Here is a 24,803-nt window from a genome sequence, read left to right on the forward strand (position 1 = left end):
TAGTATAACTACCGCCCCACTACAACCCGTTGACGGCTGAGTGGCGCCGATCGCGCCCGAGCAAAGCCATCAGACGAGAGCATAGCGAGTCCGGAACGTGAATCTGCTGCAGCACATCGCCCAATCCAGAAGCCTGCTACGGAAGTCGGAGCTGAAAGTGGCCGACCATGTCCTGCTCGATCCGGCGTCGGTGATGCACAGTTCCATGGCCGACCTGGCTCACGTGGTCGGTGTCAGCGAACCCACCATCGTGCGCTTCTGCCGCGCCATCGGTTGCCTGGGTTTTCAGGATCTCAAGCTCAAACTGGCGCAGAGCCTGGCGGCTGGCGCCAGCTTCGGTCAGTTCGCCATCAGCGAGAACGATTCGGTGGCCGACTTCGCCTTGAAGATCTTCGACACTACGCTGCACACGCTGATGGAAGTGCGCGAGCGGCTCGACCCCGAAGCGCTGCAGCGCGCCATCGCTGCCATGGCCAAGGCCGAGCGCGTGGAGTTCTACGGTTTCGGCGCATCCGGCGCGGTGGCCACCGACGCTCAGCACAAGTTCTTCCGTCTGCTGCTGTCAGCTGCCGCCTATTCCGATCCGCACATGCAGGCCATGTCGGCGGTGACGCTCAAGCCTACCGACGTGGCGATCTGCATCTCGCAGTCCGGTCGCTCGAAGGATCTGCTGATCACCGCCAACGTGGTGCGTGAATCCGGCGCGACGCTCATCACCCTGTGCCCGAGCCAGACGCCGCTGGCCGAGCTGGCCACCATCAACCTGGCAATCGACGTACAGGAAGACACCGAGATCTACACCCCGCTGACCTCGCGTATCGCTCACCTGGTAGTGATCGACGTGTTGGCGATGGGTGTTGCCATGGCGCGTGGACCGAGTCTGGTCAATCACCTCAAGAGCGTGAAGCGCAGCCTGCGCAGCCTTCGTCTGTCGCCGCAGAAGGTCAAGACGCACGACGACTGAGGCGCCGCTGCACCTTCACGGTCGCGTAATCGCCCTGACTTCAGTTTGTCATCCATGACGTCGATGCTGATCTCTCCTTACCTGTTCTGGGAGATCGCCTCATGCTCCGGCACACCGACGACAGCAGCCAGCTCGACAGCAAGTCCCGTCGCAAACAGCAGGATGAGCGGCGCATGCGTTTCCGCCGCGCCATCGAAAGCTATACCGAGCAGCGTCAGCTGCATGCCGAGTTGAACGACTACGCCGATGCGCTGGTGATCAGCTCGCTGCGCTCGTCGTCGGCGAGCCGGCGAAGCGCTCCGCCAGCGCACTGATCTGCGCGCGCTCTTCACGGAGGAAGGCGAAGAACGCCTGGGCCACCGGACTCAGGCGCTTGCCGCGCGAATGCACCACGCACCAGCTGCGATACAGCGGCAATTCCTCGACCGGCAGCTCGCGTAGCAGCCCGTTGGCCAGCTCCAGATGCACCGCATGGCGCGGCAGCAGCGCCAGGCCGAGCCCCGCCACCACGCATTCGCGCAGCGCATCCAGCGAGGCGACCTGAATGGTCTGGGCGAAATGCGCGCGCTTCTGGCGCAGGTAGTCCTCGCCGGCCCGTCGGGTGCCCGAGCCGGGCTCCCGCACCAGCAGGGGATAGTCCGTGAGGTCCTGCAGGGACAGTGTGGCGGCGTTGCACAGCGGATGGTCAGGTGGCGCCACGGCGATGATCGGGTTGTTCAGGAAGGGCATGAACTCCAGGTCCATGTCGGTAGGCACCTGAGACATGATCAGCAGGTCGTCACGGCTCACCGACAGGCGCTTGACCGCCTGGGCATGGTTGACCACCACCAGTTGCAGGCTCACCTCAGGGTGCAGGCGCTTGAATGCGGCGAACAGGTGCGGCGTGACGTACTTGGCGCTGGATTCAACCGCCAGGTTGAGCTGGCCCTGCAACGAGCCCTGCAGATCCGAGAGCTGCATGTCGAGGCTGTCCAGGCGACCGAAGATGTCGGTACTGGCGCGCTGCAGCGCTTCGGCCGCATCGGTCAGGTAGAGCTTCTTGCCGAGGTACTCGAAAAGCGGTTGACCGACCAGTTCCTCGAGCTGCCGAATCTGCAAACTGACGGCGGGCTGGGTCAGTGCCATTTCCTCGGCGGCACGGCTGTAAGAGTGCGTTTCGCACACGGCGCGAAATACCTGAAGCTGGCGCAATGTCATGCGCATCAGCGATTTTCGCATCACGTTCTCCGCAATATTATTGAAGCGCAGCCCCGTTGCACCGTTGTCGGCGGCGCTGACCGTTCGGCCAGATTAATGCTGCTCAGGGTGTATCTATAAGTAATTGCTTATTCTCAAGCAAACAATTATTCATTTTCAGTAATCACCCCAGCGGGCGTAGGGTGAAACGGCTCGTTGCAAATGCGAGTGATCATGACCCGCACACGGGTCGCCTGCTCAACGATCCGAGGGAAGACAGCGTGATCAAGAAGCTGCTGATCGCCAACCGCGGGGAAATCGCGGTGCGCATCGTCCGCGCCTGTGCCGAAATGGGTGTCCGCTCGGTGGCGGTATTCTCCGAAGCCGACCGCCACGCGCTGCACGTCAAGCGCGCCGACGAGGCGCATTTCATTGGCGAAGACCCGCTGGCCGGCTACCTGAACCCGCGCAAGCTGGTGAACCTGGCTGTGGAAACCGGCTGCGATGCGCTGCATCCAGGCTATGGATTTCTTTCTGAGAATGCCGAACTGGCGGAGATCTGCGCCGAACGTGGCATCCGCTTCGTAGGCCCCAGCGCCGAAGTCATCCGCCGCATGGGCGACAAGACCGAAGCGCGGCGCAGCATGATCAAGGCCGGCGTGCCGGTCACGCCGGGCACCGAGGGCAACGTCGCCGATCTTGCCGAGGCGCTGCGCGAAGCCGAGCGTATCGGCTATCCGGTGATGCTCAAGGCCACCTCCGGTGGTGGCGGTCGTGGCATTCGCCGCTGCAACTCGCAGGCAGAGCTGGAATCGGCCTTTCCGCGAGTGATTTCCGAGGCGACCAAGGCCTTCGGCAGCGCTGAAGTCTTCCTGGAAAAGTGCATCGTCGAACCCAAGCATATCGAGGCGCAGATCCTCGCCGATTCGTTCGGCAACACCGTGCACCTGTTCGAGCGCGACTGCTCGATCCAGCGCCGCAACCAGAAGCTCATTGAGATCGCCCCGAGCCCGCAGCTCACCCCCGAGCAGCGCGCCTATATCGGCGACCTGGCCGTGCGTGCGGCCAAGGCGGTGGGTTACGAGAACGCCGGCACCGTGGAGTTCCTGCTCGCCGATGGCGAGGTGTACTTCATGGAAATGAACACCCGGGTGCAGGTGGAACACACCATCACCGAGGAAATCACCGGGATCGATATCGTCCGCGAGCAGATCCGCATCGCCTCCGGCCAGCCACTGTCGGTCAAGCAGGAGGACATCCAGTATCGCGGCTTCGCCCTGCAGTTCCGCATCAACGCCGAGGAGCCGCGCAACGACTTCCTGCCCTGCTTCGGCAAGATCACCCGTTATTACGCGCCGGGTGGCCCCGGTGTGCGCACCGACACGGCGATCTATACCGGCTACACCATTCCGCCGTATTACGACTCCATGTGCCTGAAGCTGATCGTCTGGGCGCTGACCTGGGAAGAGGCGCTGGCCCGCGGTTCGCGTGCACTGGACGACATGCGCGTGCAGGGCGTGAAGACCACCGCCACCTATTACCAGCAGATTCTCGCCAGTCCGGATTTTCGTAGCGGCCAGTTCAACACCAGCTTCGTCGAGAACCATCCGGAACTGCTGAACTACTCGATCAAACGCAAGCCGGGCGAGCTGGCCCTGGCCATCGCTGCCGCCATCGCCGCCCACGCAGGACTGTGAGGAACGAACCATGACTGCTCAGAAGAAAATCACCGTTACCGACACCATCCTGCGTGACGCCCATCAGTCGCTGCTGGCCACCCGCATGCGCACTGAAGACATGCTGCCGATCTGCGAAAAGCTCGACCGTGTCGGCTACTGGTCGCTGGAAGTCTGGGGCGGCGCCACGTTCGACGCCTGCGTACGCTTCCTCAAGGAAGACCCCTGGGAGCGCCTGCGCCAGCTCAAGGCGGCGCTGCCCAACACCCGACTACAGATGCTGCTGCGCGGGCAGAACCTGCTCGGCTACCGCCATTACAGCGATGATGTGGTCGAAGCGTTCTGCGCCAAGGCGGCGCAGAACGGCATCGACGTGTTCCGCATCTTCGACGCTATGAACGACGTGCGAAACCTGGAAACCGCGATCAAGGCCGTGAAGAAGACCGGCAAGCACGCCCAGGGCACCATCGCCTACACCACCAGCCCGGTGCATACCGTCGAGTTGTTCGTCGAGCAGGGTCGGGCGATGCGCGACATGGGCGTCGACTCCATCGCCATCAAGGATATGGCAGGCCTGCTCACGCCGTTCGCCACCGGCGAGCTGGTGCGCGCGCTGAAGGCCGAGATCGACCTGCCGGTGTTCATTCACTCCCACGACACGGCTGGCGTCGCCAGCATGTGCCAGCTGAAAGCCATCGAGAACGGCGCCGACCACATCGACACCGCCATTTCCTCCATGGCCTGGGGCACCAGTCATCCCGGCACCGAATCCATGGTCGCTGCGCTGCGTGGCACGCCCTATGACACCGGCCTCGATCTGGAGCTGCTGCAGGAGATCGGCCTGTACTTCTACGCGGTGCGCAAGAAGTACCACCAGTTCGAAAGCGAATTCACCGGCGTCGATACCCGTGTGCAGGTCAACCAGGTGCCGGGCGGGATGATTTCCAACCTGGCCAACCAGCTGAAGGAGCAGGGTGCGCTCAACCGCATGGATGAAGTGCTCGCCGAGATTCCGCGCGTGCGCAAGGACCTCGGCTACCCGCCGCTGGTAACCCCGACCTCGCAGATCGTCGGCACCCAGGCGTTCTTCAACGTGCTCGCCGGCGAACGCTACAAGACCATTACCAACGAGGTGAAGCTCTACCTGCAGGGCCGCTACGGCAAGGCGCCGGGCACCATCGACGCCAAGCTGCAGCGCCAGGCCATCGGCGGTGAAGAGATCATCGACGTGCGCCCGGCCGACCTGATCAAGCCGGAGCTGGACAAGCTGCGCCAGGAAGTCGGTGCGCTGGCCAAATCCGAAGAAGACGTGCTGACCTACGCCATGTTCCCCGACATCGGCCGCAAGTTCCTCGAGGAGCGTGAGGCCGGTACGCTGGTACCGGAAACACTGCTGCCGATCCCTGACGGCAGCACCGCGACCGCTGCAGGCGGGCAGGGCGTGCCGACCGAGTTCGTCATCGACGTGCATGGCGAAACCTACCGCGTGGATATCACCGGTGTCGGCGTCAAGGGCGAAGGCAAGCGGCACTTCTTCCTTTCCATCGACGGCATGCCGGAAGAGGTGGTGTTCGAGCCATTGAACAACTTCGTCGGCGGCAGCGGCGGCAGCCAGCGCAAGCAGGCCAGCGGTCCGGGCGACGTCAGCACCAGCATGCCGGGCAACGTGGTCGACGTGCTGGTCAAGGAAGGCGACGTGGTCAAGGCTGGCCAGGCCGTACTGATCAGCGAAGCGATGAAGATGGAAACCGAGATTCAGGCGCCCATGAGCGGAACGGTCAAGGCCGTGCATGTCGCCAAAGGTGACCGGGTGAACCCGGGCGATGTCTTGATAGAGATCGAGGGCTGAGTGAAGGGTGGCGTGGCGGTCTGATCACGCCACGCCAGCGTCGTTTCGACTGTTTTGGCCGCGCTGCGCAAGCATGCGCGGCAGTCAGCGGAACGGACGGCGCGGGCAGTGTGTCCCCTTTGGGAGCCCTTGCGGCTCCTTTTTTTCGAGCCAATGTCTGCCAGGGATCGGTCCATTGTCCAAGCTGTGGAGACTGTAGATGGGTATCGACCCAGTAGTGCTGTTCTTCGTGTTCGGCCTGTTTGCGGGCCTGGTGAAGAGCGAGTTGAAGCTGCCGCCGGCGCTCTACGAGACGCTGTCGATCATCCTGCTGCTGGCGATCGGTCTGCACGGTGGTGTGGAACTGGCCGAACAGGCCAGTGCGGCGCTTCTGGGGCAGTCGCTGCTGGTGCTGGGGCTGGGCGTGTTGCTGCCGATCCTGGCCTTCATCCTGCTGCGCGGGTTGCGCTTCGACCGGGTCAACGCGGCGGCGGTGGCGGCGCACTACGGTTCGGTGAGCGCCGGTACCTTCGCCGTCGTGGTGGCCTATCTGGCGGCGCGGGAAATCTTCTTCGAAAGTTACATGCCGCTGTTCGTGGCGATTCTCGAAATCCCGGCGATCCTGGTCGGCATTCTGCTGGCCAAGGGCGTGTCGCGCGATACCGACTGGAAGGAACTGGGCCGCGAGATCTTCCTTGGCAAGAGCATCATGCTGCTGCTCGGTGGCCTGCTGATCGGTGCGATCGCCGGCAAGGAGGCCATCAAACCGCTCGAACCGCTGTACACCAGCATGTTCAAACCGGTGCTGGCGTTCTTCCTGCTGGAGATGGGCCTGATCGCCTCCGGCCAGCTCGGCTCGCTCAAGCGCTACGGCTTCAAGCTCGCTGCCTTTGCGCTGCTGATGCCGCTGATCGGTGCGCTGATCGGCGCGCTGCTGGCGCGCTTCATGGGCCTGTCGCTGGGCGGTACGGCAATGCTCGCCACGCTGGCGGCGAGTGCTTCGTACATCGCGGTGCCGGCGGCGATGCGCCTGGCGGTGCCAGAAGCCAATCCGTCGCTGTCGCTGACTGCGTCGCTGGGCATCACCTTTCCGTTCAACATCCTGATCGGCATTCCGCTCTACCTGGCCCTGGCCGAGCGGCTGATCGCCTGGGGGTTCTGAGATGAACGCGCACAATCGTACGCTGCTGACCGTGATCTGCGAGGCAGCGCTGGAACACAAGCTGGAAGCCGACCTGAAAAACCTGGGCGCTCCGGGCTGGACCCTGTCGGACGCCCGTGGCAGCGGCAGCCGCGGGGTGCGCAGCGCCGGCTGGGATACCGACGGCAATATCCGCCTGGAGGTGATCTGCAGCCGCGAGATCGCCGAGCGTATCGCCGAGCACCTGCAGGCGCGCTACTACGAGAACTTCGCCATGGTCTGCTACCTGGCCGAGGTGGAAGTGCTGCGGCCCGAGAAGTTCTGACCGCGTGCTGTGATGCCCCTCGGCCGGCGGGCGTCCACCCTGGACTCAGGACCGATGGAGCCTTCGATGCACGCCCTGCTGCAGGAAATTCTCGACGATGTACGCCCGCTGCTCGGGCAAGGTCGCGTGGCCAGTTACATCCCGGCGCTGGCCGACGTGCCGCCCAACCAGTTGGGTATTGCCGTGTGCAGTGCCGAGGGCGAGATTTTCGAAGCCGGCGACGCGCAGACGCCGTTCTCGATCCAGAGCATTTCGAAAGTGTTCAGCCTGGTGCAGGCCATCGCCCATCGCGGCGAGTCGTTGTGGGAACGGCTGGGCCACGAGCCTTCGGGGCAGCCGTTCAATTCACTGGTGCAGCTCGAGTTCGAGCGCGGCCGCCCGCGCAATCCGTTCATCAACGCCGGGGCACTGGTGATCTGCGACGTCAACCAGTCGCGCTTCGCCACCCCGGAGCTGTCGATGCGCGATTTCGTCCGGCACCTGTCCGGCAACCGGCAGATCGTCTCCGACACCCGCGTCGCCGAATCCGAATATCAGCACCGCGCGCGCAATGCGGCCATGGCCTATCTGATGCAGGCCTTCGGCAACTTCCACAACGATGTCGAAGCGGTATTGCGCAGCTATTTTCATCACTGTGCGCTGCGCATGAACTGCGTCGACCTGGCCCGCGCGTTCGCCTTTCTCGCCCGCGATGGTGCCTGCCCGCAAAGCGGCGAGACGGTGCTGGCGCCGCGCCAGGCCAAGCAGGTCAACGCGATCATGGCCACCAGCGGCCTGTACGACGAGGCGGGCAACTTCGCCTATCGCGTCGGCCTGCCCGGCAAGAGCGGGGTGGGCGGCGGCATCGTCGCGGTGGTGCCGGGCCGCTTCACCGTCTGCGTCTGGTCGCCGGAGCTCAACGCCGCGGGCAATTCGCTGATCGGCATGGCCGCCCTCGAAGCGCTGTCGCAGCGTATCGGCTGGTCCATCTTCTGACGCGCCGTCACGGCGGCGCCTACCCTTCGAATTCCTCTGGAGAGAACCAAGCATGAATGACGGCAAGAAGAGCGAAACCGCCCAGGAGGCCCTCGAACACATCGTCTCGGGCGTCAAGCGCTTCCGCGAAGAGGTCTATCCCGAGCAGCGCGAGCTGTTCGAGAAGCTCGCCTACGAGCAGACCCCGCGGGCGATGTTCATCACCTGTGCCGATTCGCGAATCATCCCCGAGCTGATCACCCAGAGCTCGCCCGGCGACCTGTTCGTCACCCGCAACGTCGGCAACGTGGTGCCGCCCTACGGGCAGATGAACGGTGGCGTGTCGACCGCCATCGAGTTCGCCGTGATGGCGCTTGGCGTGCAGCACATCATCGTCTGCGGCCACTCCGACTGCGGCGCGATGAAGGCGGTGCTCAACCCGGCTCAGCTGGAACGCATGCCGACGGTCAAGGGCTGGCTGCGGCATGCCGAGGTGGCGAAGATCGTCGTCGAGCAGAACTGTGGCTGCGCCGACCACAACACCCTCGGCATCCTTACCGAGGAGAACGTGGTGGCCCAGCTCGACCACCTGCGCACGCATCCCTCGGTGGCAGCGCGGCTGGCCAGCGGTCAACTGTTCATCCACGGCTGGGTGTACAACATCGGGACCAGCGAAATCCGCGCCTACGATGCCGAGAAGGGCGAGTTCCGCCTGGTCGGCGACGGCCCGCTGCCGATGGCCACGCCGCGGGCGCGCTATCAGGTGAGCTGAAGCGCTTCCGGGCGGTTTCGGTCTGCTGACGAGGCGCGGGGTCAGCGACCGCCGGCCAGCGTCGTGCCGCGCTCCTGAATCAGATAGCACAGGTCAGGGGTCTTGCTGCAGCCGGCGTAGCCTTCGGCGATCACGTCCTCGAGCGCCTTCTGCAGGCGATTGACCACTTCGTCCGGCGTATCAGGGCTCAGTGCCAGATACAGCGGTTCGCTGCGATAGCTCAGCGCTATGCGCAGCTGGCTCTCGTCGACGCCCTGCAGCCGCGCGTAATGACGCCACACTGGGTCGGCCACCGCCCACAGGTCGATGCGCCCGGTCAGTAGTTTGCGCAGGTTTTCAGCGTCGTTGAGGCTGTTGCTGGTGCGGATGCCCTGGCTTTCCAGGAACAGGCTGACACTGCCGTTGGCGTGGCCGCCGATCTGGTAGCCCTGCGCCTGCTCCAGGCTGTCGAACTTCAGGCCACTATTGGCCGGCGCCAGCAGCACGCTGGCGTGATGGGCCAGCGGCCCGACCCACTTGAACTGTCCGGCGTTCTGCGGCGTGCGCGCCACCGAGAACAGCCCGTGGGCGGGCTGCTGCCGGGTCTGCTCGTAGAGCCGGCTCCAGGGGCCGCGCAGGGTCAGGTTGTAGGCGATGCCGGCGCGGCGAAAGATGTCGCGCACGGTATCGGCATCGATGCCCTGCACATCGTCGCCGCGGGCGAAGCCCTTGCTGTTGGGGCCCATGTTGAATGGCGGGAAGCTGTCGGTTTGCAGGGTGATCTGATAGTTGGCAGGCAGTTCGGCCTGGGCGGCGCATGCAGCGCTGATGAGCAGGGCGAACAGCGCCCCGGCAGTTCGGGATCTGGCCATGGCATCGGCTCCTTGACGCTTTTCTTGTTGTTGGCGTGAGCAAGGGTAGCGGTGCTGCAGGTACATCGCCAGCCGGCCGCGCTGCCCTGCGGGACAGCGCGCATTTTTGCCGGTGTCGTTTTCAGTCGGCCATTTCGCCGCAGAGGTCGCGGCAAAACCAGTGTTCCACCTCGGCGTGGTCGAGCCCGGCGGCGAGCAGGGCGAACAACTTGCCCAGCGCTGCTTCACGGGTCATACCGCCGCCGGAGACCAGACCGGCATCGCGCAAGCCGCTGCCGGTGGCATAGACGTCGAAATCGACATGGCCGCCCGGGCACTGGCTGATCGCCGCCAGCACCACGCCCTGTCGATGCGCCTGGCGCAGCGCTTCGATGAACGGGACGTCGTCCGCCGGGCCGGTGCCGCTGCCATAGCACTCGAGCAGTAGCGCCTGAGCGCCGCTGGCGACCAGTGCCCGGACCTGCGCGGCGCCGACGCCGGGGTACAACGGCAGCACCACGACCTGCGCCGGTCGCTGCGGCAACAGCGCCGGCGGACGTTCGCTGGCCGCTGCGGCGAGGCGCTTGCGCGGCGCCTCGGCAAAGGCGTCGAAGGCGTCGCTGCGCAGTTTGCTGACCCGCGCGCCGTGCAGCAGCACGCCGTTGAAGAACAGTTGCACGCCGTGCACCTGCCCGGCCTGCAGGGCGCGCATGGCGCCGAACAGGTTGGGCCAGGCATCGCTGCCCGGGCTTCCCGCCGGCAGCATGGCGCCGGTGAGCAGCACGGGGATCTCAAGATCCAGCAGCAGGAAGGACAACGCAGCGGCGCTGTAGGCCAGGGTATCGGTGCCGTGCAGCAACAGCACCGCATCGCAGTCGCCCTGCGCCACGGCATCGCGGACGGCGGACGCCATCTGCAGCCAGTGGGTCGGCTGCATGTTGGCGCTGTCCAGCAGCGGTTGCAGTTCGCGGAAGGTCCAGCTCGGCAGCGGCCCGGCTTCCAGCGCCTGCTGCGCGCGCAGGCGAGCTTCGAAGCCGGAGGCTGGCATCAACCCGGCGGCGCTCTGTTGCATGCCGATGGTGCCGCCGGTGTAGAGCACCAGCAGGCGTTCGATTGATTGATTCACACGCGCTCCTCGCTCGTTCGGCGCAGACCATCAGAAATACAGGCGGATGGGGCCAGCCCCGTGCGCGGTTGCGCAGAGGGCTGGCCGGTCGCGTCGGAGCGCTTAGCGGCGCTCGGTGGTGTCGGGTGTGGCGGGCATGTTCGCCTTCCACACCGCCGGGTCGAGATCCAGGTCGGCGAAGTCCTTCGGATCGAGCACGGGTTGCTCGATGCCGGCGCGGATCTGGCGATCGTAGTCGCGCATCAGGCGCAGGCCGACCTTGAACAGCAGGGCCACGGCGATCAGGTTGGCGATGGCCAACAGACCCATGGTCACGTCGGCGAAGGCGAACACGGTGCCCAGGTCCTGCACCGAACCCCAGAGCACAAGGATGACCACCAGGATGCGGTAGATCACCACCGGCAAGCGCTTCTCGGTGAAGAAGCCCAGCGCGTTTTCACCCAGATAGTAGTTGTAGATCAGCGTGGTGAAGACGAACAGCAGCAGCGCGATGCTGATGAATACCCGACCCCACTCGCCAACCACGGCCGCCATGGCGGTCTGGGTCAGCACCACACCGGCCTGGTCCATACCCGGCTCGTAGACGCCCGAGAGCAGGATGATCAGCGCCGTGCAGCTGCACAGAATGATGGTGTCGATGAACACCGAGAGCGACTGCACGATGCCCTGCGCCACCGGGTGCTTGACCTCGGCGACCGCGGCGACGTTCGGCGCACTGCCCAGGCCGGCCTCGTTGGAGAACAGGCCACGCTTGACGCCCATCAGGATCGCCGCGCCAATGCCGCCGGCGAAGGCCTGCTCCAGGCCGAAGGCGCTGCGGAAGATCAGGCCGAAGGTTTCCGGCACGGCACCGAAGTTGCTGCCGATGACGAACAGCGCCATGCCCAGGTAGGAGAAGGCCATGACCGGAACCAGTACGTCGGCCCACTTGGCGATACGGCGGATGCCGCCGAAGATGATGCCGGCAATGACCAGCGTCAGCGCGATGCCGCTGGCCACGGTCGGCACGCCAAAGGTGTCATGCAGCGAGCTGGCGACGGTGAACGACTGCACGGCGTTGAAACCGAAGCCGAAGGTCATCAGCAGCAGGATCGAGACGACGATGCCCAGCCAGCGCTGGCCGAGTCCGTGCTGGATGTAGAAGGCCGGGCCGCCGCGGTAGGTGCCGTCCGGCTCGCGACGCTTGTACAGCTGCGCCAGCGAGCACTCGAAGTAGCTGGTCGCCATGCCCACCAGCGCCACCACCCACATCCAGAAGATCGCGCCCGGGCCGCCGAGCATGATTGCCACCGAGACGCCGGCGATGTTGCCGGCGCCGACGCGGCCGGCGACCGAGAGCATCAGGGCCTGGAAGGAAGAGAGCTGTCCCGGCTGACGCTCGAAGGCGTGGCCGAAGATGCTGAACATGTTGCCGAAATAACGGAACTGGACGAAGCCGGAGCGAATCGTGAAGAGCAGACCGAGGCCGATCAGCATGACGATCAGCAGCTTGCTCCAAATGAGGTCATTCAGAAGGTCGAGCATGGCAATGTTCACCTTGTTGTCGTTGTTAGGGTGCCGGCGCGCGCCGCTGCGCCGTGCAAGCGGGGGATGTTTCAACAGTAGCGACGACAGGACAATTTCGCGGGTGGCCGCGATGTGACGCGACCTGATGCTAGAATGGCGACACTCGCGCCAACCGTCAGGGCATCCCATGACCTCCCACCTCGCCGAAAACCTGAAGTTGCTCTGCAGTCACTACCGCTCGATTGCCGAGGTGTGCCGCAAGCTGGCGATCAATCGGGCGCAGTTCAACAAGTACCTGGGCGGGCAGAGCCGTCCCACGCCGTTCAACCTCAAACGCATCGGCGACTTCTTCGGGGTCGAGGGCTACGAGCTGGAAATGCCGCCCGAGCAGTTCGCCCGGCTGGTCGGGGCGCGCCATCCGGAAGCCCAGGCGCTGCCGCGGACCGATCCGCTGCTGGCCCTGCTGCAGCCGTTGCGCGAGCACGCCGCGAGTCTGTCGCGCTATTGCGGCTACTACTTCGAATACGCCAACTGCATGTCGGTGCCGGGCAGCATCCTGATCTCGCTGGTGCATCTGCGCGAGGAAAACGGCCTCTACCTGTTCGAGCGTCAGGAGCGCCAGGAACGCGCCAGCCCTACCCTCGGCCACGCCGAGGACTGGGTACGCTGCCGCTACCTCGGCGCGGCGTTCGGCCTGCAGGACCGACTGTTCCTGATCGACTACGAGTCGCTGACGCTCAACGAGATGAGCCAGACTATCCTCATTCCCAGCTTCAAGAGCCGCATCACCCGTCTTAACGGAATGAAGACCGGCGTCTCTTCGGGCGACCGCCGCACGCCAGCGTGCACCTCGGTTGTGTGGGAATACCTGGGCCGCGAGATCAACCGTGTCAGCGCCTATCGCCAGGTGATGCTCTACAGCCCGGACGACCCGCGCATCGACCTGGACATCCGCGAGCGCCTGGCGACGCCGCATGTGGAGAACGGGCTATTCGGCATCGAGTGAAGGCTCAGAAGATCTTGCGGTACTGGATGAAGCCCGAGCGTTCGGCGATGCGGTCGTAGAGGATGCGCCCCGTATAGTTGGTCTCCTGGGTCAGCCAGTGGACGCGCGAGGCGTCAGCGGCTGCGGCCTGGGCGTAAACGTGCTCGATCAGCGCCCGACCGATGCCTTTGCCGCGGGTGCCCTCGGCCACGTAGAGATCCTGCAGGTAGCAGTAGTCACCGCGGGTCCAGCAGCTGCGATGGAAGATCCAGTGCACCAGGCCGATGGCGTGGCCGTCATGCCAGGCCAACGCGGCATGCATCGGCTCGGCTGGATCGAGGAAGCGCTGCCAGGTGAGGTCGCTGGTCTGCTCCGCAATCGCAGCGGCGTAGAAGCGTTGGTAGTTCTGCCAGAGTTCTCTCCAGACAGCGTGGTCGGCAGCGGTGATAGGGCGGATCTCAGGCACAGAGCATTCCTCTTCAGTCGGTGATGGGCATGCGCGCGGCCAGGGCCTGGTCGTGTGGATCGAGCGAAGCGGCCAGGCCCTGGCGAACCCCGGCCTGGTCCGCCGGCGAGCGGTTCTGCCCGAGCTTCCACTTGCCCTCCAGCCGGCGAATCGGCAGGGCGAAGCCGACGATGGCGCGCAGCATGGCGTCCAGGTAGTCGTCTGGTGCATCGCTTACGGCCCAGGGCTGTTGGCGGCTGGCTTCATGCTGATCGCTGAGACGGCTGACGATCTGCAGCAGGCTCTTGCGATCCTCGATCAGCCGCACCGGGCCGCGGGCATGCACGGCAATGTAGTTCCAGGTCGGTACGACCTTGCCGTGCTCCGCTTTGGTCGGATACCAGCTGGGGCTGATGTAGGCGTCAGGGCCGCTGAACACGGCTAGCGCTTCGCAGCCGTCCGGCAGCTCGCGCCAGTGCGGATTGGCCTTGGCGAAGTGCCCGTAGAGCGTGCCGAACTCGCCTTCGTCCGGTTCCAGCAGCAGCGGCAGGTGGCTGGCGAGAACACCGTCCGCTCCCACGCTGGTGAGCAGGGCGAACGGCGTGGCGCGCATCTGACGATGCAGTTCATCACGATCATCCTGGCGAAAGGCGGCGGGCAGGTACATGGCGATAGTCTCTGGCGTGGTGGCGTCATGCTAGGCAGGATATTGGCCCTCTGTAAGATCCATTACTTGTGACTTTGATAGAGCCAATGCGACCTATGCCGACCACACCCCCATTGCCCGTCGATCTCTCCGGCATTTGTCTGGAGCGCAGTCAGGGGCTGACACGCCAGCTCTATCAGGCCCTGCGCGAGCGCATCCTCGACGGGCATCTGGCTGGAGGAAGTCGGCTGCCGGCCGGTCGCGATCTGGCGGCATTGCTGGCGGTGTCACGCAACACCGTTACCCGGGCGTTCGATCAGCTCTACGCCGAGGGCTACATCGAAGGCCGGGTAGGCGATGGCACCTACGTGGTGGAACTCGGCAGCGCGCGGCCGCTGATGCAGCCGCCTGCTTCCGGGGTGGCGTCGACCGAGGCGCTGTTGCGCCTGCAGCGTAATCACTTGGCGCCGCCGGTGAGCGGTGCGCCGCGTGCCTTTCGCATCGGCGTGCCGGCCTTCGATCTGTTCCCCTTCGAAACCTGGGCGCGGCTCACGGCGCGTTTCTGGCGCAAGCCATCGCCGGCGCGCCTGGGTTATGGCGACCCGGCGGGTGAGCCTGCCTTGCGCGAACTGGTAGCGGCCTACCTGCGCAGCAGCCGCGGGCTGAACTGCGATCCGTCCCAGGTGGTGATTACCTGCGGCGCGCAGCAGGGCATCAGCCTCTGCGCCCAGCTGCTGGTGCAGCCTGGCGATCGCGTGGCGCTGGAAAACCCCGGCTACCGCGCCGCCGGCCATGCCTTCGCCGTGGCTGGCGCCGAGCTGTGTGGGGTCGCGGTGGATGGCGAGGGACTGGATACCGCCGCCCTCGCGCAGATCGAAGGCTGTCGGCTGGCCTATGTCACTCCCTCGCATCAGTACCCGACCGGCGTGACCCTGTCGCTGGCGCGGCGCCTGGAATTGCTCGCGTGGGCCGAACGCAACGAGGGTTGGATCGTCGAGGACGACTACGACGGCGAGTACCGTTACAGCGGCACGCCGTTGACGCCTTTGGCGGCGCTGGACCGGCAGGGGCGGGTGCTCTACGTCGGCACCTTCTGCAAGATCACCTTCCCCGCGCTGCGCCTCGGCTACCTGGTGTTGCCTCCCGGCCTGGCCGAGGCCTTCGCTCGTCGCCGCGCATTGGATATGCGTCACTCGGACATTGGCAGCCAGATGGTGATGGCCGAGTTCATCGCCGCCGGCCATTTTCAGCGTCACGTGCGCCGTATGCGCCAGGCCGCCCGGGTGCGCCGCGACACCCTGTTGCAGCACTGGCCAGAGGCGATCCCTGGCTGCGCGGAGTTGCCGGCGGTGGATGCCGGGCTGCATCTGTGCGTGCCGGTGCACAGCCACGCCCGCGAAGCCGAGCTGGTTGCCGCGGCGCGAGCGGTCGAGGTGGAAATGAACGGGCTGGCCGACTACTGGCTGGACGGTCAGGCGCCGAGAGGCGCACCGGGCGGCCTAGTGCTGGGTTTTGCGGCGGTTCCGGAAGTGGAAATCATCGCCGCGCTGCAACGCCTGCGTCACGCCTGGGACCTGCCGAGCTAGCGGCAGGTCTTCGGACGGCGCTCACTCCTTGTTGCTGGCGTCGTACACCGCTCGGTCGAGTTCCTGCTCGCTGCGACCGACCAGCGTGGTGGTCATCAGGTCGCCGGCGACGTTCACCGTGGTGCGTGCCATGTGGTCGATCCCGGCGATCAGCGCCACGCCTTCGAGCGGCAGGCCGGCAGCGGTGAGTACCAGCCCGAGCATGATCAGCCCGGCGCCGGGGATGCCGGCGGTGCCGATGGAGGCCAGCGTCGCGGTGAGGATGATCATCGCGTACTGCCCGGCACTGAGGTCGATGCCGAAGGCCTGGGCGATGAACAGTGCGAGCACGCCCTGATAGATCGCCGTGCCGTCCATGTTGATGGTCGCGCCCACTGGCAGCACGAAGCCCGCCACACCTTCGGATACGCCGAGGTTCTTGCGCGCGCATTCGATGGACACCGGCAGGGTGCCGGAGCTGCTTGAGGTGCTGAAGGCCACCGCCAGCGCCGGGGCGATGCCCTGGAAGAAACGCAGCGGATTGAGCCGCGCCAGCAGGCCGAGCAGGCCGCCGTAGACCAGCAGCACGTGGGCGATGCTGGCCAGGTAGATCACCCCGATCACGCCCGCCAGTGGCAGCAGCACCTCGGCACCATGGTTGCCGACGACGCCGGCGGTGAGGGCGAAGACTCCAATCGGCGCGACGCGCATCACCAGATCGGTGAGCTTGTAGAAACTCTCGGCCAGCGCATCGAACAGGCGCACCGCCGGCGCGCCGCGTTCGCCGATCAGGTTGATGCTGACGCCCAGGGCGATGGCGAAGACGATGATCTGCAGGATGTTGCCCTCGGCGAAGGCGGTGACCGGGTTGGCCGGCACCAGGCCGACCAGAATCGACACCAGCGAGGGCGCCTGCTTGGCCTGTTCGCTGCCACTGGCGACCATGTTCATGCCTTCGCCCGGGGTGAACAGCGCGCCGAACAGCAGGCCGATGCTGACCGCGAAGGCGGTGGTCACCAGGTAGATGGCGATGGTCTTCAGACTGATGCGGCCGAGCTTGGCGCTGTCCTGCATCGAGGTTATGCCGGCCACCAGCGAAACGAACACCAGCGGCACGATGAGCATCTTGATCGCATTGAGAAACAGCGTGCCGATCGGTGCCAGCAGCTGCGCGTCTGCGCCAAAGGCCATGCCGGCGGCGACGCCGAGGGCCAGGCCGATGAGGATCTGCTGCCAGAGCGGCAGGCGGACGAGCAGGCGCAGGGGAGCGGAGAGGGTCGTACTCTGAGTCATGGGTTTTCCTGTTGTTTTTATTGTGCGAACGAGCCGGGCTGGTGGCTCGTAAAGCGAACGCCCGGCATGGGTGCCGGGCGCTTGGGGCGATCACACCACCAGCGGTGCCAGGCGTGGCGCGATCATATTTTCCGGGCGCAGGATCTCGGCGAGCATGGCGTCGTCGAGCAAGCGCTCCTCGCGCACCAGCTCCAGCACACTGCGGCCGCCGAGCAGCGCCTCACGAGCCAGGCGGGTGCTGTTGTCGTAGCCGATGTAGGGGTTCAGCGCGGTGATCAGGCCAATGGAGCTTTCCATCAGCTCGCGGCAACGGTCTTCGTTGGCGGTGATGCCTTCGATGCAATGCTCGCGCAGCATGTCCATGGCGCGCTGCAGCAGGCGGATCGAATCGAACAGCTTGTAGGCGATCAACGGTTCCATGACGTTGAGCTGCAGCTGTCCGCCCTCGGCGGCCATGGTCAGCGCGAGGTCGTTGCCGATCACTTCGAAGGCTACCTGGTTGACCGCTTCCGGGATCACCGGATTGACCTTGCCCGGCATGATCGAACTGCCCGGCTGGCGCGGCGGCAGGTTGATCTCGTTGAAGCCGGTGCGCGGGCCGCTGGAGAGCAGGCGCAGGTCGTTGCAGATCTTCGACAGCTTCACCGCCAGGCGCTTGAGCATGCCGGAGAACAGCACGAACGAGCCCATGTCCGAGGTGGCTTCGATCAGGTCGGCGGCCTGGCGCAGCGGCTGGCCGCTGATCTGCGCCAGGCGCTGCACGGCAATGGCCTGGTAGCGCGGGTCGGCATTGATGCCGGTGCCGATCGCGGTGCCGCCGAGGTTCACTTCCAGCAGCAGCTCCGGGGCGAAGCCGCGCAGATGGTGCAGATCCTCACCGAGGGTGGTGGCGAAGGCGTGGAATTCCTGGCCCAGGGTCATGGGCACGGCGTCCTGCAGCTGGGTGCGGCCCATCTTCAGCACGTGGGCGAAGGCATGGCCCTTGCCGGTCAGCGACTGGCAGAGGCTCTCCAGGCTGGCGAGCAGGGTGTCGTGACCGAGCAGCAGGCCCAGGCGAATCGCCGTCGGATAGGCGTCGTTGGTGGACTGCGCCATGTTCACGTCGTTGTTCGGGTGCAGGTACTGGTACTCGCCCTTGGCGTGGCCCATCGCTTCCAGGCCGAGGTTGGCGATCACTTCGTTGGCGTTCATGTTGGTCGAGGTGCCGGCGCCGCCCTGGATCATGTCCACCACGAACTGCTCATGGAATTCGCCGCGAATCAGACGTGCACAGCCCTGGCTGATTGCCACGTGCTTGGCTTCGGGCAGGTAGCCCAGCTCGCGGTTGGCGTCTGCGGCGGCCTGCTTGACCATCGCCAGGGCGACGATCAGTTTCGGGTAATGCGCCAACGGCACGCCGGAGAGGCGGAAGTTGTGCAATGCGCGCAGGGTCTGGATGCCGGAGTAGGCGTCGGAAGGAACGGGGAGGGTGCCAAGCAGGTCTTTTTCGACTCGCGATGATGCAACTTCGGACATGATGGTAATGTGGCTTCGGTAGGCGCAGGCAGTGCTGCAGTGCGCCTAAAATAAGGCTTTCAGGGGTTTTGCGGCCAATGCCGTTGCTGGCTGCCCTATGCCGAAACGGCATAATGTCCGTGTGACTTTGTGCCGGTCGCAATCGTATCGAGGAATGTTCAGGTGAATCTGGAAACCAAGTGGCTGGAGGATTTCGTGGCGCTGGCGGCGACCCGGAGCTTCTCCCAGGCCGCGCAACGCCGCTTCGTCACGCAGCCGGCCTTCAGCCGGCGGATACGCTCGCTGGAAGAGGCGCTCGGCCTGCAGCTGATCAACCGCTCGCGCACGCCGATCGAGCTGACCGAGGCCGGCCAGCTGTTCCTAGTCAGTGCGCGCAACATGGTCGAACAGCTCGGCGAAGTGGTGCGCCATCTGCACCACGTCGAGGGCCAGCAGGGCGAGGTGTTGCAGATATCCGCCGCGCACTCGCTGGCGCTGGGCTTCTTCCCTGCGTGGATCGCCGGCCTGCGCCACGACGGGCTGAACATCGCCACCCGGCTGATCGCCACCAACGTCGGCGAAGCCGTGCATGTGCTGCGCGAAGGCGGCTGCGACCTGATTCTCGCCTACTACGACCCGGATGCTGCCTTGCAACTCGACCCGGAGCTGTTCCCCTCGCTGCACCTGGGCCGCACCGAAATGCTGCCGGTCTGCGCGGCGGGTGATGACGGCACGCCGCTGTACGACGTCGACAGCGGCCAGACGGTGCCGCTGCTGGCCTACAGCGCTGGCGCCTTTCTCGGTCGCTCGGTGAACCTGCTGTTGCGTCAGCGCGCACTGCGCTCGACCACCGTTTACGAGACGGCGATGGCCGACAGCCTGAAGAGCATGGCACTGCAGGGGCTGGGCATTGCCTGGGTGCCGCGCCTGAGCGTCGAGCCCGAGCTGCAGCGTGGCGAGCTGGCGATCTGTGGTAGCGAGCAATGGCGCGTACCACTGGAAATCCGCCTGTATCGCTGCTCGCTGATGCGCAAGGGTGCAGTGCGCTTGCTCTGGCGAAGGCTGGAAAACCGTGCCGCGCAAGCGCAGCGACAGGCGGGCGAAGCGGCAGGTTAAAGCACCCCACGCAGCCAAATGTGCGTAACAAGCGGTTAACTGCACACATTTTGTTGCTTCGCGCGAGGCAACTTTTTCGGGCGACGCTGTCTTAGCTGAGCAATCCGTGCCATGGCCAGGCCGGACTCTAGCCAAGGACAGACAGCCGTGAATTACGACTCCGACGCCGCCGTGCCCCCTGCGGGCTCGGTCTTTGCTGTGCTCGACCCGGCGACCGCCGGCATCGAGCCCGTCACTTTGCATGCCGCGCTGAGCCGCGTGGCGCATGGCGCGCCTGATCGATCGGCGGTGCTTTCGACACGCTTCGCGCCGCTGGACCATCGCGGCCTGCAGCAGATGATCGAGCAGACCCGTCGCCAGTTGCGCCTGGCCGGCTTCGGCCGCGACGCGCGCATCGGCGTATTGCTGCCAGAAGCCCCGCAGGCGGCGGTCGCGATCATTGCCGTCGCCTGTTCAGCGGTTGCCGTCCCGCTCGATCCACGTCTTGGCCCGGCCGAGTTGGACCAGTTTCTCCAGCAGCTGCCGCTCGATGCCCTGCTGATCAGCCGTGACGGCGATCAGCAGGGCCGGGCGGCAGCCGAGCGCCACGGGCTGACGCTGATCAGTGCCGAAGCGGCCGCGGACGGCAGCCCGGCGTTGCAGTTCGACATGCCGCTGGCTGCACAGCCGGCCGCCGATGACCTGCCCGAGGCAGACGCCCCGGCGTTCATCCTGCGCAGCTCCGGCACCACGGCGTTGCCCAAGCTGATTCCCTTCACCCATCGCAACATGCTGACCGCCGCCCGCAAGTGGCAGCGCTGGTTCGGCCTGGATGTCGGTGACCGCTGCCTGTGCGTCTCGGCCCCCTATTACTCCCACGGGCTGAAGGTCACCATCCTCACGCCGCTGCTCACCGGCGGCAGCGTCGCCTTTCCGCTCAGCCCGGCCGTGGTGGACCTGCACGAGTGGTTCGAAAGCCTGCGGCCGAGCTGGTATTCCGCCGGCCCAGCATTGCACCGCGCAATTCTCGAAGCGGCCAGCGCGCACCCCGAAGGGTTGGGCACGCAGCGGCCGCGCTTCGCCTCATCCGGCGGCGCGCCGCTGGGACAAGACATCATCGATGCCTTCGAGCAGACCATGGGCTTCCCGCTGCTGGAGCACTACGGCTCCAGCGAGGCCGCGCAGATCGCCGTCAACACCCCGACTGAGCGCAAGGCGGACACGGTCGGTCGGCCCTGGCCGGAAACCCTGAGCATCGTCGACGAGAACGGCATTCCGCTGGCGGCGGGCGAGCGCGGCGAGATCCGCGTGCGTGGCGCGACGGTGATGCCTGGCTATCTCGGCGATGACACGCTCAACCGCGAGGTGCTGCGCGACGGCTGGTTCCACACCGGCGACATCGGCAGCCTCGACGAGGACGGCTTCCTGCGCCTGCATGGACGCCTGCGGGAAGTGATCAACCGCGGCGGCGAGAAGGTCAGCCTGTCGGAAGTCGATGCGGTGCTGTTGCGCCATCCGGCGGTGGCCGATGCAGCGGCGTTCGCCGTGCCGCATCAGCGCCTCGGCCAGGACGTCGCCGCCGCCGTGGTGCTACGCCCTGGCGTGCAGGTGGCGGCCGAGGAGCTGCAGCGCTACCTGCGGGGCGAGCTGGTGTACTTCAAGGTGCCGCGGCGCGTGCAGATCATCGACGCCTTGCCGCGCGGCTTGACCGGCAAGGTGTTGCGGCATCGGCTGGCGGATGCCTACCTCGAGCAGCGCAGCGCGCGGGCCCGGGCCGCGGCGGTGGCCGAGGCGGCGTCCGAACTGGAGCAGCAGGTGCTGGCGCTCTGGCGGCGACTGCTGAAAACCGAGGCGGTCGGCCCGAACGACAACTTTCTCGATTGTGGTGGTGACTCGCTGCTGGCCACCGAAATGCTTGCCGAGCTGGAGCAGATGCTCGGGCGGGTGATCCCCGAGTCGTTGCTGGTCGAGGCGGAGACTGCCCGCGAGCTGGCAGCACGCCTGGAGAATCTTGCCAACCACATCATTCCGGTCATCGATTTCAACGCTCAGCCAGGGCGCACGCCGTTGTTCTGGTTCCACGGCGATTTCGCTCATGGCGGCTACTACATCCGTCGCCTGGCCCGGCTGCTCGGCCCGCAGCAACCGCTGACCGCCATCGCCCCGCATGGCATGGACAACGAGCCGATACCAGAGTCGGTGCAGCAGATGGCGCGTGAACGTCTGCCGCTGATCCTCGCGCGCCAGTCGCAGGGACCGTACCGCATCGGCGGCTACTGCAACGGCGCGCTGGTGGCCTTCGAGGCCGCTCGTTTGCTCATCGAGGCGGGCCATGAGGTGGAGATCGTCGCTCTGATCGATCCGCCCACCGCCAATGTTCGCCCGTGGTCGCGGGCCATCCTGCGTACCCTCGACCGGGTGCTGCCGGACATGCACCTTGCCCGCGCCTACGAGGCGCTCAGCCGTTTCGGTGAAACCAGCAAGTGGCCCTATCCCAAGCGCTTCGCCAACCTGGCCTGGAAGCTGTCGCGGCGCAGCGTGCGCATGGTGCAGCAGCGGCTGGCCGGTCACGTGCCGACACCACCCACCGCGCGTGATCGTGAGGTGCGCGTGCGCTTCCTGCAGTACTCGCTGGTAATGGCGCGCTACCTGCCCCGGCGCATCGACGCGCCGGTGGTGTATTTCTCCGCCGATTACACCAGCCGGGCCTGGCGCGGCATGGGGGCGAGCTTCGAGAGTTACGACGTGCTCGGCGGCCATCATCGCTGTGTCAAGGACTACACCGCCTCCATCGCCACGCCGCTGCGCGCGCTGCTGGAGGATCCGGCTGCGGCAATGCCTGGTCAGAGCGGCTTGATGTTGCCGCTGGCCGAGCCGGGCGAGCGCGATGGTCTGGTGCCCTGATCATGCTCGCGTCGACCCCAGCGCTGCCGCGCAACTTCCCGAGTCACCCGGTAACAGGAGTAACCGCATGAAACGCTCGATCGCCACCGTGTCGCTGAGCGGCACCCTGCCGGAGAAGCTGGAGGCCGCCGCGGCGGCTGGATTCGATGGCGTCGAGCTGTTCGAGAACGACCTGCTCTATCACTCCGGCAGCCCGCAGGACATCCGCCGCCTGTGCGAGGACCTGGGCATTGCCGTCACGCTGTTCCAGCCGTTCCGTGATTTCGAGGGCTGCCCGCGGGCGCGCGTGCAGCGCAATCTCGATCGCGCCGAGCGCAAGTTCGACCTGATGCACGAACTGGGCGTCGACCTGATGCTGCTCTGCAGCAACGTTCAGGCCGACGCATTGGGCGACAGCGAAACGCTTGTGGGTGACCTTGGCCAGATCGCCGAGCGCGCCGGTGCACGCGGGCTGCGCGTGGGCTACGAGGCGCTGGCCTGGGGTCGCCACGTGAAGACCTGGCGGCAGGTCTGGTCACTGGTACAACAGGTCGACAATCCTGCACTGGGGGTGATTCTCGACAGTTTCCATACGCTGGCGCTGGGCGATGACCCGAGCGGCATCGTCGATATCCCGGGCGAGCGGATCTTCTTCGTACAGCTCGCCGATGCGCCGCTGCTGGCAATGGATGTATTGCAGTGGAGTCGGCATTTCCGTTGTTTTCCCGGTCAGGGCGAATTCGACTTGGCGGGCTTTCTCGCACCTGTGCTGCAGGCCGGCTACAGCGGCCCGTTGTCGCTGGAAGTGTTCAACGATGGCTTCCGCGCTGCGCCGCCGCGGGGCATCGCCGCTGACGGCCTGCGTGCGCTTCAGCACCTGGAAGAGAAAACCGGGCAACGTCTGAGTGCCTCGACCAGCCCGGCGCTGGCGCAAACGCTGTTCGCGCCACCGCCGGCACCGCGTTACGAAGGCATCGATTTCCTCGAGTTCGCGGTGGACGAGCCGCACGCCGTGCGCCTCGGCAGCTGGCTGCAGCGTCTTGGCTTCGCCCATGTCGGTCAGCACCGCTCGAAGGATGTGCAGCTGTTTCGCCAGGGCGAGATCAATATCGTGCTCAACGCCGAGCCCTATTCGTTTGCCCACAACTACTTCGAGGCGCATGGCCCTTCGGTGTGCGCCATGGCGCTGAAGATCGACGAAGAGGGGCCGGCGCTGGCGCGTGCCTGCGCCTTTGGCGGCCAGCCCTACCGTGGCCTGATCGGGCCGAACGAGCGGCAGATTCCGGCCGTGCGCGCGCCGGACGGCAGCCTGATCTATCTGCTCGAGTCCGGCGCGCCAGGGCAGAGCAACTACGACATCGACTTTCGCCTGCATGCGGTCGGCCCGAAGGATGCGGGCTTGCAGCGTATCGATCACATGGCTACCGCGCTGCCGGCCGAAAGCCTGGCCAGCTGGGTGCTGTTCTATCGCAGCCTGTTCGATTTCGAGGCTGACAACGAGCTGCTGCTGCCCGATCCCTATGGGCTGATGAAGTGCCGCGCCATGCGTAGCCCCTGCGGCCGCGTCCGGCTGCCGCTGAACACCTCGCAGGATCGCGACACCGTGATCGCCCAGGCGCTGTCCAGTTATCGTGGCGCCGGGGTGCACCACGTGGCGTTCGCCTGCGACGACATCTTCGCCGAGGTAGCCCGGGCGCAGGCGGCCGGGGTGCCATTGCTGGAAATCCCGCGCAACTACTACGACGACCTGGCGGCGCGGTTCGATTTCGACGACGCGCTGCTCGCCGAACTGGCGCGCTACAACGTGCTCTACGACCGCGATGCCGAGGGTGGCGAGCTGTTCCACGTCTACACCGAGCCGTTCGAAGGCCGCTTCTTCTTCGAGATCCTGCAGCGCTGCAATGGCTACACCGGCTACGGCACCGCGAATGTCGCGGTGCGCCTGGCGGCGATGGCCAAGCAATGCCGCCGTTCGGTCTCCGGCACCACCAGCGTCGCCAGCGCCTGCTGAGATGGCGGCGCCCGCGCCGCAAGGCTCCAGCGCCTTGTTTCGTAGCCATCTATATTCCGAACTGCCTCACCGCGCAGGCCACTAGCTC

General features: G+C 65.8%; 21 protein-coding genes. 13 read left to right on the forward strand and 8 right to left on the reverse strand.

The features are described 5' to 3' along the window. Nucleotides 1-97 precede the first annotated feature (97 nt). Complete coding sequence (hexR, locus tag RT582_RS09645) at nt 98-964, forward strand: transcriptional regulator HexR (RefSeq protein ID WP_014822039.1); 867 nt, start codon at nt 98-100, stop codon at nt 962-964. Nucleotides 965-1,065: 101 nt separating this feature from the next. Further along, nucleotides 1,066-1,278, forward strand: coding sequence for a PA3496 family putative envelope integrity protein (locus RT582_RS09650; RefSeq protein ID WP_041754611.1), 213 nt, complete (start codon nt 1,066-1,068; stop codon nt 1,276-1,278). Here RT582_RS09650 and RT582_RS09655 read toward each other — a convergent pair. Next, a complete protein-coding gene (locus RT582_RS09655; protein WP_046618086.1) occupies nt 1,223-2,182 on the reverse strand; it encodes a LysR family transcriptional regulator in 960 nt (319 codons plus the stop codon). The genes RT582_RS09650 and RT582_RS09655 overlap by 56 nt on opposite strands. Before the next feature lie 239 nt (nt 2,183-2,421). Here RT582_RS09655 and RT582_RS09660 point away from each other — a divergent pair, with 239 nt between their 5' ends. From RT582_RS09660 to RT582_RS09685, 6 genes are all read left to right on the forward strand, one after another. Further along, nucleotides 2,422-3,837, forward strand: a complete 1,416-nt coding sequence (locus RT582_RS09660) for an acetyl-CoA carboxylase biotin carboxylase subunit (RefSeq protein WP_014822037.1) — start codon at nt 2,422-2,424, stop codon at nt 3,835-3,837. A 10-nt stretch (nt 3,838-3,847) separates the two neighbouring features. Beyond that, complete coding sequence (gene oadA / locus RT582_RS09665; protein ID WP_041015386.1) at nt 3,848-5,665, forward strand: sodium-extruding oxaloacetate decarboxylase subunit alpha; 1,818 nt, start codon at nt 3,848-3,850, stop codon at nt 5,663-5,665. Between the two features lie 199 nt (nt 5,666-5,864). Next, the gene (locus RT582_RS09670; RefSeq protein WP_042922987.1) at nt 5,865-6,806 is read left to right on the forward strand and encodes a sodium-dependent bicarbonate transport family permease; all 942 of its coding nucleotides are present in this window, start codon (nt 5,865-5,867) and stop codon (nt 6,804-6,806) included. A 1-nt stretch (nt 6,807) separates the two neighbouring features. Next, nucleotides 6,808-7,110 (forward strand): P-II family nitrogen regulator, encoded by a 303-nt coding sequence (locus RT582_RS09675; RefSeq protein WP_014822034.1) that lies wholly within the window; start codon nt 6,808-6,810, stop codon nt 7,108-7,110. Nucleotides 7,111-7,176: 66 nt separating this feature from the next. Continuing rightward, nucleotides 7,177-8,085: a glutaminase B gene (gene glsB / locus RT582_RS09680; RefSeq protein ID WP_014822033.1), complete on the forward strand. Its 909-nt coding sequence runs from the start codon at nt 7,177-7,179 to the stop codon at nt 8,083-8,085. Between the two features lie 52 nt (nt 8,086-8,137). Then, nucleotides 8,138-8,836 carry a carbonic anhydrase gene (locus RT582_RS09685; RefSeq protein ID WP_014822032.1) on the forward strand — a complete coding sequence of 233 codons (699 nt, stop codon included), beginning with the start codon at nt 8,138-8,140 and terminating at the stop codon, nt 8,834-8,836. Between the two features lie 41 nt (nt 8,837-8,877). Here the strand turns inward: RT582_RS09685 and RT582_RS09690 are convergent, their stop codons facing one another. The 3 genes from RT582_RS09690 to RT582_RS09700 form a co-directional block, all read right to left on the reverse strand. Beyond that, nucleotides 8,878-9,687 (reverse strand): substrate-binding periplasmic protein, encoded by an 810-nt coding sequence (locus RT582_RS09690; RefSeq protein ID WP_313477253.1) that lies wholly within the window; start codon nt 9,685-9,687, stop codon nt 8,878-8,880. Between the two features lie 121 nt (nt 9,688-9,808). Then, entirely contained in the window at nt 9,809-10,792 is a 984-nt protein-coding gene (locus RT582_RS09695; protein ID WP_044313960.1) for an asparaginase, read from the reverse strand. 102 nt (nt 10,793-10,894) lie between these two features. Then, a complete protein-coding gene (locus tag RT582_RS09700) occupies nt 10,895-12,316 on the reverse strand; it encodes an alanine/glycine:cation symporter family protein (RefSeq protein ID WP_313477254.1) in 1,422 nt (473 codons plus the stop codon). 169 nt (nt 12,317-12,485) lie between these two features. On the opposite strand from RT582_RS09700, the gene RT582_RS09705 reads away from it, so the two are divergent. Next, on the forward strand, nt 12,486-13,304 hold the full coding sequence (locus RT582_RS09705; RefSeq protein WP_041015381.1) for a helix-turn-helix domain-containing protein: 819 nt from the start codon (nt 12,486-12,488) through the stop codon (nt 13,302-13,304). A gap of 4 nt (nt 13,305-13,308) precedes the next feature. Here RT582_RS09705 and RT582_RS09710 read toward each other — a convergent pair whose 3' ends face one another. Together RT582_RS09710 and RT582_RS09715 are read right to left on the reverse strand one after the other, a co-directional pair. Beyond that, a complete protein-coding gene (locus RT582_RS09710; RefSeq protein WP_125878197.1) occupies nt 13,309-13,749 on the reverse strand; it encodes a GNAT family N-acetyltransferase in 441 nt (146 codons plus the stop codon). A 13-nt stretch (nt 13,750-13,762) separates the two neighbouring features. Continuing rightward, nucleotides 13,763-14,395 carry an FMN-binding negative transcriptional regulator gene (locus RT582_RS09715; protein ID WP_125878196.1) on the reverse strand — a complete coding sequence of 211 codons (633 nt, stop codon included), beginning with the start codon at nt 14,393-14,395 and terminating at the stop codon, nt 13,763-13,765. 95 nt (nt 14,396-14,490) lie between these two features. Between RT582_RS09715 and pdxR the strand changes: the two genes are divergently transcribed. Continuing rightward, a complete protein-coding gene (gene pdxR / locus RT582_RS09720) occupies nt 14,491-15,960 on the forward strand; it encodes a MocR-like pyridoxine biosynthesis transcription factor PdxR (protein ID WP_313477255.1) in 1,470 nt (489 codons plus the stop codon). A 21-nt stretch (nt 15,961-15,981) separates the two neighbouring features. On the opposite strand, the gene RT582_RS09725 is transcribed toward pdxR, so the two are convergent. Beyond that, on the reverse strand, nt 15,982-17,232 hold the full coding sequence (locus RT582_RS09725) for a dicarboxylate/amino acid:cation symporter (RefSeq protein WP_313477256.1): 1,251 nt from the start codon (nt 17,230-17,232) through the stop codon (nt 15,982-15,984). Between the two features lie 90 nt (nt 17,233-17,322). Next, entirely contained in the window at nt 17,323-18,747 is a 1,425-nt protein-coding gene (locus tag RT582_RS09730; protein ID WP_313477257.1) for an aspartate ammonia-lyase, read from the reverse strand. A 162-nt stretch (nt 18,748-18,909) separates the two neighbouring features. Between RT582_RS09730 and RT582_RS09735 the strand changes: the two genes are divergently transcribed. From RT582_RS09735 to RT582_RS09745, 3 genes are all read left to right on the forward strand, one after another. Beyond that, nucleotides 18,910-19,842, forward strand: coding sequence for a LysR substrate-binding domain-containing protein (locus tag RT582_RS09735; protein WP_046618075.1), 933 nt, complete (start codon nt 18,910-18,912; stop codon nt 19,840-19,842). A 147-nt stretch (nt 19,843-19,989) separates the two neighbouring features. Next, nucleotides 19,990-22,725 carry an AMP-binding protein gene (locus tag RT582_RS09740; RefSeq protein ID WP_313477258.1) on the forward strand — a complete coding sequence of 912 codons (2,736 nt, stop codon included), beginning with the start codon at nt 19,990-19,992 and terminating at the stop codon, nt 22,723-22,725. Between the two features lie 67 nt (nt 22,726-22,792). Next, nucleotides 22,793-24,715 (forward strand): bifunctional sugar phosphate isomerase/epimerase/4-hydroxyphenylpyruvate dioxygenase family protein, encoded by a 1,923-nt coding sequence (locus tag RT582_RS09745; RefSeq protein ID WP_313477259.1) that lies wholly within the window; start codon nt 22,793-22,795, stop codon nt 24,713-24,715. Nucleotides 24,716-24,803: the final 88 nt, after the last annotated feature.

Origin of the sequence: Stutzerimonas kunmingensis (assembly GCF_032106285.1) — a bacterium.
Classification (GTDB): Bacteria; Pseudomonadota; Gammaproteobacteria; order Pseudomonadales; family Pseudomonadaceae; genus Stutzerimonas; species Stutzerimonas kunmingensis_B.